The organism is Paenibacillus castaneae (assembly GCF_002884445.1).
GTDB lineage: Bacteria > Bacillota > Bacilli > Paenibacillales > Paenibacillaceae > Pristimantibacillus > Pristimantibacillus castaneae.
In genome coordinates, this window is record NZ_KZ614144.1 from 5608548 (window position 1) to 5621998 (window position 13451).

The window sequence follows — 13451 nt, forward strand, 5'->3', positions numbered from 1 at the left end:
TTACGGACACTACAGCCGTTATTCGTAAGGTTTAACAGCAATTGGAGATGTTAACGGACATGAGGTGCGCTATATCCGTTGGCAGAGGCCATATTGGACGCTTTTTGTTCAAATAACGGCTCTCAGGTCCGTAAGCATGCCAAAAGGGGATAATTTTTGCATATAACGTCTCCTGTGTCCGTTAACCGTCGTTTCTGGTGCAATGCAATGTAATGGCAAGAATCAGATAGCCATAGCGGCATAGAGAAAAGGGTTATACGAAAGCGGCAGCCCCGTGCATATACTCATGCTCAGGACTGCCGCTTTTACATAATTGCAAACATATCGACTAATTCTTGCCGTCGGTCCGCACTTCACCTGGAATCGGAACAACAATGATACCTTTATATTCTGGATTAGCATAATAATCAATCACATCAATGTCATTCGACGTGCCGTTTTTATCAATCGTGCCGTAAGTAAGCGTGCTCGCCATAAAGCTATCTCTGAAGAAAGAGGACTCGCCGAATGATCCCGGCTTCTTGCCTGCCTCACCATTTTGACCGAGCGTATCGATTTGCCATTTCACTAAAGCTAACCCTTCAGGACTAATTTCGATATAGCTTAATAAGCCTTTATAATCAGTCTCGAATCGCAGCGCTTCTCCCTTTGGAAAAGTATATATCGTAGTGAACCCTTCGCCGTATGGTGTAATTTCTTTGTTCTCATATGTCGGTTGAATCCGAATTGCAGCGTCACGAGCTTTGTCTAAATCACCACTCATAAGAAGCTTGAAGCGTTCTTCGCCAGATGGCGTGCGAATAATGACATGCTTTGTGTCGCTGTTAAATGTTGCATAACCTCCAAGAGTTTCCGTGAGAAAACGGAGCGGCAAATAAGTTCGTCCATCCTTAATCGTTACCGGAGCATCCAGCTTCACGTTTTTCCCGTTTACTGCCGCCGCGCTGGCTCCTGCTTTGAGGCGGATAACAAGGTTTTTCGCCTTATAGCTAATAACTACCGTCTTCGTCGCTTGCTCGAAGGAGTAAGTCAACTTCTCCGGATCATGAAACGCGGTCAACTGAGCCATCGTTCTTCCGTTTATCGTCAAAACGTTTTTCTGCTGCACGCCGTCTATGTACACTTTCGTCGACGATTGGGGCGCGGCCGAAACGGCAGACGCTGCTGTGAGCAATCCAATAATAGCGAATGAAGCAATTGAAGCTTTAAACCATTGTTTCATATTAGCTGCCTCCTAGTGGTGTAATCTCTCACCTATGTCATCTACAACGTCGATTTAATCTCGTTTGTTGCATGGGTGATCAAGTATTTATGCTGCAGCATATCAATGCCCTTTTTTTATATGTGAAGGAATATTCAAGCAGATAAGCGAATAACAAGAACAGTCCGGACATATGTAAAATCAGAATAGGCGGTGACATTGTTGAACTTATTTAGCATTATAGTGTTATGTCTTTTAGTTGCCATTATTTTATCCGTCATGTTAAAAGGAATTGGAAAACGAAGAACGCTTATGGAGCTGCTGCTCTTTTCGTGCTTGCTTGTTTTAACAGGAGGATTCTTGCTGCTTGATCCGAACATCAGCGACAAAGGCTTTTTCTTGACTATAGATTACGGACTTATATTTATAGGCCTTATAACCGGATTATTGAGTTTTGTTTCTAACAATAAATAAACCAAAGGAGATAGATTGAAACCTATCTCATTTCTTAAAAAGAAGAGAAAATAGACTCGCCTCTTAAGAGCGGTTGGCAGCGGCTTTCACATAACAGCGGCATTCTTTCACGAATCCATGGATGGATTTTCACATTTTCCATTTGGAAGGCATAGTAACCGAGAACGGCCATCAACATAAAGCCTTCAAGTATAACGGTAATATGTGCGGGTGTATGCCCCTCGCCAAAATAACCCTCAAGAACGAACCCTCTATATGCAGAAGGGACATTTAATGCAACCATCGCTACATCCAGCATATAAAATCCGAATCCAAACAGGCCAAAATCGATAAATGCAAGTTTGTTCTGCTCCGTAATGAGTATATTGCTCATATTCAGATCAGCATGGATAACTCCGTACGAAACCGGCTCATGAATCGTCGCTGCTAGTCTGGTATTTATGAGCTGGACACTTTCCTCAATGATGGCGTATTCCTTTTGTCCGAATAATCCCATATCCACTCCACGCGAAATTTGCCGTAAAATGAGCTCGCTGCGTTCCAAGCCATACGATGGACGTTCTCCTGCACGGACTTTCGTATAGGATCGCAAAAACTGATGCAATTCAGCCGTTTGAGCACCTAGTTCCCTTGCAATATGCTCATTCGATAGATCTTCCTTCTTAGCGTCCCGCCCCTCGATCCAATCCAGCAAAGAGCAATAAATTCGACGGTCATCTTGTATAATAGCGGTAATCATACTCCCTGAACGTGCAATAATCGGCTTACGGACAATAAGCTCTGTTTTCTCCGACATATCCTGAAGCAGTTGAAGTTCCGCACTTAAACCTTCATATGTATGCTGCAAACCGGCTATATTGGCCGTTACAGGCTCATGAATGCGCAGCAAATAAGCCTTCCCGTCTACTGAATCGATAACCTTATACGTTATATTCTCGTTGTGCCTTAGCAAAGCAATCTGGGGCTGCTCTAATCCGTACTCGGTAAGCAGCTCCTTCAACATTTCATCATCGATATGCATAATAATCCTCCTAAACTCGTCTTTCAAAATCTGAATTTACTCGACTCGCCCTCGCCCATCATTATACCACCCCTATAATCCCAAAAAATCCTTATTAATGCATTTAATCGAAATACTCTAAAAGTGAGCTGCCTACCAATCGTGTAGAGGAGGATAAAAATGGTTATGACTAGAATAGTTTATTAATCGATTTAAGGAGTGAGCTGAGCGTATGAAGATTTCGACCTACGAGGAATTTGTACAGCAAGTTAAGCAATATAAAATATTTCCATTCTCCGATGTTATTCCCGAATATCCGTCGCTTACGTCGGTGGTATCTGATCAACACTGGCATACCGGGACTGAGCTTGATCCTTGGCTATGGCGCGTTAGAATCGTTCAGGATGAGCACGCAGCATACGGCAAATTTTTTGGCACGAAAGCTTCCTTTATTCAAACTGACCTATTTCCAAGTATTAAATCATTGCTGACGCAAGAGCAAAGTGTGGAGGATAGATACAGCAGCGGCATGATGTCAAAAAACGCTCGGAATATATACAACATCATTAACGAAGCGGGCCGTATTGATTCGCGTAATTTGCGGAAGGCATCCGGACTGACTGACAAGGAGCAGAAGAAGGAATATGAGCGGGCATTGGTTGAGCTGCAAAATTTTGCGGACATCGTCATAACCGGTGCGCAAGAAAGCGACATTGAAGGCGGCTGGAGCAGCATGTGCTTTGAATGCTCCGATCATTGGCTGCAGGAGACGCTCGGCAGGCCCGCTGCCGCAGCAGCTGATCTTTCAGAAATAAAGACGGCTGTCAAAGCAGAGTTTAGCCAGAGCTGTACAGGAAAAGCTATGAAATACTTGGATAAAAAGCTCAAATTAGCTTAACTATAAATCATTCCAAGGCAAATCAGGGGGCGCCCAGCCCCCTATCCCTCCTCATTTCCGATTAGCCTCCAGCCATACTGCTGCATAATCGACTAATGGTTGAATGGGCATGAGCAGCGCATCGGCATTGGCAATTTTCCCTCTGCGAATATGATTCGTATCTCGCTCAAAGGCATCTCCGATCAAATTGAAATCATCGGGATCGATATCGATATCCACGAAATCAACCCACTGCTTCTCTCCGTTTATGTACACAGGCGCTTTATTAACTACTACCGCTTTTCCCTTATAGGCAGCACGATATTCTGCCAAGTGGATAGAAGTATTGTTTCTATGGCTTACGCCAAGCAGAAGAACATAGCCATCGGCCTCATATAACCGAGCTAGCGGCGAGTTTTCGCCCAATGCATATGTCAAGCTGTGATTACGAATAATTGCAGCTTTTCTGGAGCCCCATGCGGCAAAGGAAACCTGAGGGTGACTGCTTCTTATTACACCCGTTTGCTTTCGGAAGCAATCAGCAATTTTCCCCATTCCTTCACAAGGAATAAGATCCTCATCAAATGCCGGCATCGTTTCTCTAATCGGATTCCACCACGACTCTTTAACAGGCGGAAGCCTCCAGCTAGCTGGATCAGATAAATCCGGCGTATGAGTCGGCATCACAAGTGTTCCGTTCTCCCCTAGACACTGCTCCAATGCCAAAATCAAGGCAACTGGCCCTCCAGCTATCCATCCGCCTAATGATTTCATAGAGGAATGCATAATAACGGTCATCCCCGGTTTAATACCTAACGATTCAAAGTCCTTCTTCAACGACTCCGATGTAATCAAATCTCCTTGCATCTCTTCCATTGTTATCACACCTACTATTTATTCGTTATTTATCCATCTATTATAAACTAAATGCTATACCTTTTCTTTGTAGGATAATTTAATACATAATTTGATTTCATATTTGGTAACTTTTTCTTTATATAGAGCGTTTTAACTATGTAGTGAAAAAAGGAGGCTAGCATATGTTGAAAATGAAGAACAAAAAATCTGTTTTTAGCGCGGCTGCTTTAGGAGCCGTTCTAAGTGTATCGCTTTTGTTTTCGAGCTCTGTTTCAGCAATTGCGCCCACATACGCCAAATGGGCTAGCAGGACCAAGGTAATCTATGCTAGCAGCGGATCTATTGAATGGGCCGCAGGAGCGGCTAAATGGAAAAACGCAACGAACTTCAATGTGTCTACTGGGGGAACCGATAAAAGTTATTATGCATATACGGTTAATGATTCTTCTGTCACTTGGGACGGCATCTGCTCGACTACTGTTAATGCAGGAATCATTACAAGCGCTACGCTGAAGCTTAATACTTACTTTACTTCACAGCCCAAATATACGACGGCGATCATTAATGGAGTGACTGGTCATGAAATAGGACATTCACTTGGCTTGGAACATACAGGTATCGTTGAAACCACTTCTATAATGAATCCCTACACTTTCGACAGCAGCAACGTGCCGGTAAGAGCATTATCTCCTTCCTCTTCCGACATTACAGCTACGAATAGCTTATATCCCCTTCTTCAATCCGCCGCAACAAACGCAAGTACGGGTTATCATTCAGCAGACGGCATTTATTTATCTCCATCTTGGGCTGTATATTATGAGGACGAAGAAGCATTAACGAAAGCAGCGGATCTGGTAGTCAAGGGCACTGTCTCCAAAGAAAAAGGCAATACCTTCAAAGCAAGGGGAGAATATCAGACCTATAAAAAGGAAGTTCGCCTAGAAGTGGCAGAAGTGCTTAAAGGCGACATCAGCTTACTGAACAGCAGCATTAGCGTAGCTCAAATGGGCGGATCAGACGGTATTGTAACGGTATACGGAGAACATACGACTCATCTGAATAAGAACCAAGAGGTTGTTTTGTTTTTACGGAAAACAGAGGATAATACCTATATTCCGATTAATGAAGATGACAGTATATTTGTCATCAACCAAACAGGCGGAATCAATAATATATCTACCCAAAAACAGCTTGATATAAATACATTGCAATAATCCCATCTCTAGAACATATCGTTTGAAATTGACGTCTAGATATTGAGGTGATGACGATGAGAAGGCTATTAACTATTATTCTGGCGGTTATGCTCTGCGGCTGCTCTTCGCAAGGTAATAATACGGTGGCTAAGGAGGAAGCTCCGTTAGCTGAAATGAAAACACTTGCTTCCTTCCCTTATAAGTTAGTAAAGTGGAATAATCATATCTATCGAATATCGGAAGAAAAGGTTTCCCGCGTTTATGAGGAAATTGGTGAAATCACGATTCAATCCAGTAACGAACCAGCCGATTCCCCGAATAATTTCTCTACCACTTTCCCTGCGGGAACCAAATTATTTTCATTACATGGTGTTGAAACAAGCGAAGCCATTGCCATTCGTATTAGTAAAAATGACTATATTAAAGCAATCGCAGAACATTAGATTATATCTTAATCGACCAAATGCTCGAATAAGAAAAATCCCTTCACATTTGAAGGGATTTTTCTTATCCTATTATTCGGTAATTCCCGTATTTACAATTTGTAAAGACACACTTGTATCGAACGGGATTTTCGGATATTCTTCCGACCAGTTGATCTGCTTCCAAAGCTTAGGATGGAACGACATGAGCCTGCGTGCAATGCCGAATCCGTCATGTCCGGCACGCTGCATTTTCTGAACGATTTCCTTCGAATCGTCCGTCAGCTCTTCCGCTAAGATCTTCTCCAGGTTGTGCAGCACGCTCATACTGTACAAATGATTACTTGGATCTTCTACAACGCTGACCCGTAGCTTAAGCTGAAGCTTAACCTTAATTTGTTGATCGTCCGAGACCGTTACTTTTAGCTTCCGTTTTAAGCTTTTGATTTCGATGCTCACATAATCATAGCCGTTAGATTTCTGTGGATTGTCCACCCTCAGTGTCAACAATGTTTTTTTGCTTTGCAAATTGGATAACAGCAGATAAAGCTTCGAGTCGTCTTGGTCTAATGTTGCTGTCATCTGAACCCCTTTAAACAAAGCGATGCCGGACACGGTTGGCTTTCCGTTATGATCGATCAAATAGGGCAGCGAAAAGTCGAATCCGCGATCTAACGGGTGAAGCGTCTGAATATTAACACGAGGAATGGTCGTCGACTTTTCCAAGCTGTTTAGAAGATCATCAATATACAAGCCGATTGTCTTCGAACCGATCTTCTTATGCGCGATCATATCCTCCGCTTTGCCTTTCGTTACCGCAATTCTAGCGCTTAATGGACTCTTCGGGTCGCGGTAATACACATCCAAGTAAGGCATCATATCCTGATTTTTCACAAACTCTTCGCTTATTAGAAGCACCCGCAATTTCGCGGCTGAATAGCTCCCTGATATTTCCTCATCGATCTTCTCCCTAGCATGCTGGGTGCTTCTCGCCAGTACGGAATGCACTTCACTTGTATCCTTGGTCCCCGATTCCGTAACCGAGATATCCCGAATGGACACGGTTGCCCGAATCATTCCATTGGAGCCTTGATCGATACCGCCTATGCTCACGTTTCTCTCATTCTTCATGAGTTGTTGATCCCAACACCCGCATAACAGCAGGACTCCAACTGCAAACACTGCCCAGAACCATATCCTACTCATGCTTCCGCCTGTTCTTTCCCTTTAATTTTCCGCAAATATGAAATGCAAAGCAGTATAAGCGGAAGCGCGATTAGAGAGACTCCAGTCAATATGCCAACGATATACTTCATCTTATTGATCATGTCCTGATCATGCGGATAAAGTGAAATACACAGGATGACTAAAGCAACATATGGAGCAGTGCCGGCGTGCTGCTTCTTGCCGAAAAGGGCAGAAACGGTTTTGGCTGACATGAACAAATAGGCCATGACTGACGTTATGACAACAAGTGTCCAGATCGTTAAGAAGTAAAGGTCGGCTCGCTCGAATATCGTAAACGATAATGTCTTAACCATATAAAGCACCGGCTGCGGAATAACTTTAAGCTCTTCGGGACTGAATACGATCAGGCAAGTAAACACCATGAACGTATATACAAGCGTGGAGAAAATATTGCCGAAGATGGTTGCTTTCAGAATCCCTTTGCTTTTCCCTTGCACGTAGGGATAACAAAAAAACAGAATTTCAAACCCATATAACGAATCCATGGACTGCATCATTGCTTTAAATACACCCGGAAGGCTAACCTGGTTGATCGGCAGGATGTACATGAGATCAGCGTCTCGGTACGCATATGTCGCGATCAGAATTAAGACGAAGATCAGACCAAAGGTAAGTACGAAAAACCGCGCGATCAATCTAATATTTTCCCGTATCATATAAAGTGATGTCAGCAGCATGAGGGACAGAATGACCCACCCAGGCGTATTTGAAAATACCCAATCCCTCATAACGTCGCCAAATTCAACCAATAGGAAACTGCATTCGAGAATAAACATGCTCGCGTAAACAACGTGCACGATTTTCCCCAAGACCTTACCTAGCAGCATCGGCAAATATTCGAACAAAGTCAAAGCAGGAAATCTCCGGCTCAGCCCCCAAATGATTACGATAAGCAATAATGAAGTTATTCCAGCCAGAATGACCGAAATCCAAGCATCGTTCCCGGCGATCGATTCCACACTGGAAGGCAGGAACAAGATGCTTACACCGATCTGCGCCTGAATAACTAGAATCGTCAGCTGCGCTGGTGTGATCTTGTCTTTAGCCGCGATCATCGCCTCTCTCCTCCTTCGCCCTAGTTTCTTGGACCAGCTTCTGCGGTTGCGGGTCTATGGGACGTTCGTTCAGCTTCCAGAACGGGAAACGAACAACGGCATCCTTCCAATCCTTCAGCCGCATAGGTGCAGCTGGTGCGAAATAAGGCGTACCAAAAGACTCCAGCTTGCAGAGATGCACCATCATGAAAGTAAAGCTGAAGACGATTCCTATAAACCCGAGCAGAGCTGCCGCAATCATCATCGGAAACCGCAGCAGCCGGACTGAATAACTCATCTCATGAGAGGGAACAACGAACGAGGCAATCCCCGTCAAAGCTACAACGATGATCATCGGATAGGATACAAGTCCGACACGAACAACCGCATCTCCGATGACCAGACCTCCTACGATACCTATTGATTGTCCAATTGGAGCAGGCAGGCGCATTCCCGCTTCCCTAAGCAGCTCAATCGTCAGCTCCATGAACAAGGCTTCCAGAATGGGTGGATAAGGAATTTTTTCAACGCTGCCTTTGATCTGATAGAACAACTCCATCGGAATAACTTCATAATGGAATGACACGACCGCGATATAGTAAGCAGGGAGCATGATCGCTATGAAAAAGCTGAATAAACGCAATAGCCTGATAAAGGAACCAGCCAAGGAACGGCTGTTATAATCGTCTGGCGACTGGTAGAAAACAAAGAAGGACACTGGCATAATTAATGCAGCAGGAGTACCCTCCATTAAAAGCGCCACACGCCCTTCTAGCAAATTCCCAGCTACTCTGTCCGGCCGCTCTGTCTGTAATATTTGCGGGAATGGAGACAGAGATTTGTCCTCCATATATTCAAGTACTAAATATCCGTTCATTAAATTATCAGCATTAATCGATGTAATTCTTCGTTCGATCTCTTTGACTAACTCCGGGCTTGCTAAATCGTTCAAATATACAATAGAAGCATCGGTCTTCGTCATCTTGCCCAACGTATACTGGCGCACAACAAGATTTCTGCTGTTGATCTGCTTGCGGACAAGCTGAAGATTAACCTGCATGCTTTCGATAAAACCGTCATGCGCGCCTTGAATGGATTTCTCGTTCGCCGGCTCCACCACAGCTCTGTTATTGAGGAAGACAACTTGAATGGCATAGCATTCTTCCCTCCCTTCAAGGAAGAGGACGGCATATCCCCGAATCATAAGATCAATTACAGGCTCTAAGTTCGTATGCTTCTCCACTAAGTTGGCCGTAATATCACGTTCTGGATTTACTCCCTGCGCTTTAAGCAGCGGCTTCAGAATGACTTCCTGTATTTTGTCGGGATCGCAGACGGAATTCAGATAAAGGAGGCAGCCTTGTTCTGATAAGTAGTTGATTGGACGGCTAACGAGATCCTCTGTATGAAAGAGGGCCTGGTCCACGTATGAAATATTGTTTTGAAGCGCAGCCTCCACGTTCTTCTCGATCGGCGCGACTCGGCTTTTCCTGGCTGCACTTTTGCCTACATGCCGATTGTTAGAAAAAATCTGACTAAAGAAACCCATTACTGCACCCCATCTCTCTTATCGTCACAGGGTATTGTTTCCAATGAATAGTTCTATTATCCCTCTTCATCAAATGTAAAACTGCTCATTAGCTATGCGATATGGCCTGTTTCGCTCAGCGAACATTCCATCCATTCCGATCATGTTATATAATAAGTAGATTGCCTTCAATCAAATCGAAACGATATTCTAAAGCAGCCGATGCTTTCAAAACTAGTTTCGCTTTAACAATAGGATTATTAGGTTATTAGTCCACAAAGCGTAAGGAGAGTGAATCGTATGGATATTATTGAAATCTTAACCGACTTAATTGACGAGGATACAGATCAGCCTAGATACCAGTTTGATGAGGAAGCTCTACAGGAATTGATGAAGAGCATCGAAGAGATCGGACTGCTCTCGCCCATCAAAGTGAGAACGACCAGCGACGGACGGTATAAGATTATTTACGGAAATAGACGCTATAAAGCTAGCAAAATGCTTGGCCGCAAAACCATCCCATGTATTGTCTCGACCGTTACGGATGAAATGGAAATTTATTTGGAGCAAATAGCGGAAAATTTAACGCGTGAAGGCTTCTCTCCCATCGAGGAAGCAGAAGCATTCAATAAGCTGCTGAATGATCCCAAGTTCCGAAGCTCTACCAAATACTTATCCGGGAAGCTGAGCAAGCCGGAGAGCTATATCAAGAACAAGTGCGAGCTGCTTAAATTCAGTAAAGCTGTGAAGAAGCTCATCATAAGCGGCACTGAAATCAAGAAGGATAGGCTGACAGAGGATCAGCTTCTTCCTCTGAAGGATTTGCCGCTTGAGCACCGTGACCCGCTTGCCCTTATTGCAGCTAGAGATGAGCTTCCGGTCAGTGATGTAAAAAAAATTGCAAAGCTGTTCAAGGACAAAACGATATCGGACAGCACCAAGGATAAGCTTCTCTTCAAAACAGGAAGCGGACTTCTAGAAACCTGGTCTACTCATGAGCAGAATAAAACGGAGCGTGCCAAGCCTGCTGCAGAGCCTAAGGCTCCGACAGTCAAAGCCGTTAAGCAGCAATCAGCGGAGCCGTCACAGCAGACACGCCCAACAATAGCTTCCATTGAGGTTAACAGGGAGAAGCTCCAAGCTGCGCTTAATCACAGTCCATTAGCTCCTGAATTACTGCAAACCTTGCAACATATTATGCCTAATGAACAATCTGCTTTCTTGAACGATGTGGATACGCTTATCGACAGCTTAGAGAAGCATTTGACAGAGTGGAAAAAGGTGCGAGAGCTCGCAAGTGCCGCTTCTGCTGCTGTTGCTGTTGCTGCGGCAGAATAAACCAACCAAAAAGGGCTGCTCCCCTGTCACTCGACTAGGGAGCAGCCCTTTTGGCTGTAAACGAAGCATCTTAAAACCAGCGTGGCGCCCACCAGTTCCATTTGCCAAGCAAGCTCATGAGCGAGGGCACGAGGACCATTCTGACAACAGTGGCATCAATGAATATCGCAGTTGCTATCCCGATGCCGAGCTGTTTGACCCCAACAACCTCACCGAAAGCAAACGGCGCTGTGACAGCGATCATAATCGCTGCAGCAGACGTAATGATTTTGCTGGTGGACGCCATTCCCGTAAGAACTGCATATTCATTATTTTGCGTTCTTCGATATTCCTCATAAATCCGTGATAAAAGGAACACCCCATAATCCATGCTGATTCCGAACACAAGTCCAAATATAAAAACGGGGATCATAATGGCGATGCTGCTCGGTTCCATGCCCAAACGTCCGCTTTCAAATATCCATGCTAAAATACCAAATGAAGCTCCTAAGCTTAGCAGATTCATCACTATCGTCTTCAAAGCCACTACTACAGACCGGAATGCGATAAACAGGACGATAAAGTTGGAAATGAACAAGAAAGCAATCACATAACCTATATTTGCAAAAATATTATCGAATACCTCCTGCTGATACTTCGCTTCTCCTCCCAGCAAGAATGGCAGTGATGAGGCAGCAGCTCCTCTCCCCCCTCCCGGTTCCTGCTTCTGCTCCCAGATTCTCAGCCACTGCCTCGCTTCCTTCGAGGAAGGCTCTCCCGCTAACGTCACACCGATCAGCATATGATCACCGCTCACAAAGGGCTGAAGCACTGCTACATATTTCTTATACGATGACGGTTTCTGAACAATGCGATACAGCTGCTCTGGAGTCATTCCCGACCTAGAGAATACGGAATCCACCTCTTTAACGCTTCTGTCGCTAGTCAGCTGCTCTACTAGCGCATAAGCCTTGAGCCAATCGGCTTTATCCCGAAATAAAGCTTTATCTTCAGCTACCAGCCAAATTCGCGAGGTCGATGGAGTCTCAAAGTGCTTCTGATAAGCATCTGCAGCCAGACGGGAAGAATAGCTCAGCGGCAGTGATGTCGCATCGGGAATCGCAAGCGCTATGCCCCTTAATGGGAGCAGGCAGCCAAGAAGCATGGACGCTGCAATCCCCCCGAGCAGGGCCGGCTTCTTCATGACAAAGCGCGATATCATGTGCCAGAACGACTGTTTAAAGTAAGCATTGGTCCGTTCTCTGCCCTTATACAAAGCAGGTAAAAAAACAGCTAGAAGCGCAGGCAGCAGCGTGAACGACAGCAGCATAGACACGGTAAGCACCGTCATTGCGCCGTACGCAATCGACGAAAACATAGGAAGCGGTATCCATACGAAGCTGAGCAAGCCTAGAAAAATGCTCGCTGATGAGTATAAGACCGCTCTCCCTGCTGTCCTCATCGCTGCAGTCAATGCTTCGGCAGCGCCTCTCGATTGTAATTCCTCGCGGAATCGGCTGACGATCATAAGCGCGAAATCAATGCTGAGCGCTAGTCCTACCATTGGAATAACGTTCAGCACAAAATTAGACATATTCATTCTCAAGCCCATTCCAAACATCAATCCCATTGCAATGGCCACACTTGCAACACCAATCAGAATAGGGAGCATCGCAATAACTAGCCTTCTGAACACCAGCCATAAAACAAAAAAAGCCAGCGGAATGCCGATCAGCTCTGCTTGTGCGAGATCAAAATGGCTAGCTCTGTTTACATCTCGCTGCACGACTGATTTGCCTGTCATTTTCACAGATATATGGGGGTGCTGAGGCAAGCTTTCTTCCAGACTTTCAAGTGATTTCTCCATACGATAAGAGGGGGAAGAGAAGGACAGAAGCGCATAAGCAAAGTTGCCTCGCATTAGCCCTGCCTCTTTAAGCGGCGATATTACACGATCAAGGCCATTCAATTTCTGTGTCCGCTGCAGTGTCTGTTCAATGAACTGATAGAAGACAGCCTTCGTCACCGTGTCTTCTTTCTCGAACAGCAGCATCGTCGGATCATCTGGTATGCCGAAATCAGACGCGAGTATTTCCTGCACCTTCGCATACTGGCCGTTCGGATATAAGCCGTGATCCTTAAGAACAGTATCCAGCCTAAGCGCATAACTGCCCATGACAAGTATAATTATTGACCAGCTTACGAGGATTGGCTTCGGAAATCGGAAGGAAACAAGTGCAAGCTTATCCAATCCCATGAGTGAGTTCCCCCTCCCGCTTCCGATTCCCGATCGATC

General features: G+C 44.9%; 12 protein-coding genes. 5 read left to right on the forward strand and 7 right to left on the reverse strand.

All coding sequences use genetic code 11. The annotated features are described in order from the left end of the window. Window positions 1-328 precede the first annotated feature (328 nt). Window positions 329-1222 (reverse strand): copper amine oxidase N-terminal domain-containing protein, encoded by an 894-nt coding sequence (locus CEF13_RS25145; protein ID WP_102715072.1) that lies wholly within the window; start codon window positions 1220-1222, stop codon window positions 329-331. Between the two features lie 201 nt (window positions 1223-1423). Between CEF13_RS25145 and CEF13_RS25150 the strand changes: the two genes are divergently transcribed. After that, on the forward strand, window positions 1424-1675 hold the full coding sequence (locus CEF13_RS25150; protein WP_102715074.1) for a hypothetical protein: 252 nt from the start codon (window positions 1424-1426) through the stop codon (window positions 1673-1675). A gap of 34 nt (window positions 1676-1709) precedes the next feature. Here the strand turns inward: CEF13_RS25150 and CEF13_RS25155 are convergent, their stop codons facing one another. Then, on the reverse strand, window positions 1710-2696 hold the full coding sequence (locus CEF13_RS25155) for a phosphotransferase enzyme family protein (RefSeq protein ID WP_243864765.1): 987 nt from the start codon (window positions 2694-2696) through the stop codon (window positions 1710-1712). A 211-nt stretch (window positions 2697-2907) separates the two neighbouring features. On the opposite strand from CEF13_RS25155, the gene CEF13_RS25160 reads away from it, so the two are divergent. Then, window positions 2908-3573 carry an AlkZ-related protein gene (locus tag CEF13_RS25160; RefSeq protein WP_102715076.1) on the forward strand — a complete coding sequence of 222 codons (666 nt, stop codon included), beginning with the start codon at window positions 2908-2910 and terminating at the stop codon, window positions 3571-3573. A gap of 51 nt (window positions 3574-3624) precedes the next feature. Here the strand turns inward: CEF13_RS25160 and CEF13_RS25165 are convergent, their stop codons facing one another. Then, window positions 3625-4428 (reverse strand): AAC(3) family N-acetyltransferase, encoded by an 804-nt coding sequence (locus CEF13_RS25165; RefSeq protein WP_102715078.1) that lies wholly within the window; start codon window positions 4426-4428, stop codon window positions 3625-3627. Between the two features lie 164 nt (window positions 4429-4592). Between CEF13_RS25165 and CEF13_RS25170 the strand changes: the two genes are divergently transcribed. Further along, window positions 4593-5624, forward strand: a complete 1032-nt coding sequence (locus CEF13_RS25170; protein ID WP_102715080.1) for a matrixin family metalloprotease — start codon at window positions 4593-4595, stop codon at window positions 5622-5624. Window positions 5625-5680: 56 nt separating this feature from the next. Further along, window positions 5681-6049 (forward strand): hypothetical protein, encoded by a 369-nt coding sequence (locus CEF13_RS25175; protein ID WP_102715082.1) that lies wholly within the window; start codon window positions 5681-5683, stop codon window positions 6047-6049. 72 nt (window positions 6050-6121) lie between these two features. Here the strand turns inward: CEF13_RS25175 and CEF13_RS25180 are convergent, their stop codons facing one another. From CEF13_RS25180 to CEF13_RS25190, 3 genes are read right to left on the reverse strand one after another with little or no spacing between them, the layout of a single operon-like run. After that, window positions 6122-7234, reverse strand: coding sequence for a Ger(x)C family spore germination protein (locus CEF13_RS25180; RefSeq protein ID WP_102715084.1), 1113 nt, complete (start codon window positions 7232-7234; stop codon window positions 6122-6124). Beyond that, window positions 7231-8331, reverse strand: a complete 1101-nt coding sequence (locus tag CEF13_RS25185) for a GerAB/ArcD/ProY family transporter (protein ID WP_102715086.1) — start codon at window positions 8329-8331, stop codon at window positions 7231-7233. The genes CEF13_RS25180 and CEF13_RS25185 overlap by 4 nt, the downstream gene beginning before the upstream one ends. Continuing rightward, entirely contained in the window at window positions 8318-9859 is a 1542-nt protein-coding gene (locus CEF13_RS25190; protein WP_102715088.1) for a spore germination protein, read from the reverse strand. The genes CEF13_RS25185 and CEF13_RS25190 overlap by 14 nt, the downstream gene beginning before the upstream one ends. Before the next feature lie 279 nt (window positions 9860-10138). On the opposite strand from CEF13_RS25190, the gene CEF13_RS25195 reads away from it, so the two are divergent. After that, complete coding sequence (locus CEF13_RS25195) at window positions 10139-11176, forward strand: ParB/RepB/Spo0J family partition protein (RefSeq protein ID WP_102715090.1); 1038 nt, start codon at window positions 10139-10141, stop codon at window positions 11174-11176. A 70-nt stretch (window positions 11177-11246) separates the two neighbouring features. On the opposite strand, the gene CEF13_RS25200 is transcribed toward CEF13_RS25195, so the two are convergent. Beyond that, on the reverse strand, window positions 11247-13412 hold the full coding sequence (locus CEF13_RS25200; RefSeq protein WP_102715092.1) for an MMPL family transporter: 2166 nt from the start codon (window positions 13410-13412) through the stop codon (window positions 11247-11249). Between the last annotated feature and the right edge of the window lie 39 nt (window positions 13413-13451).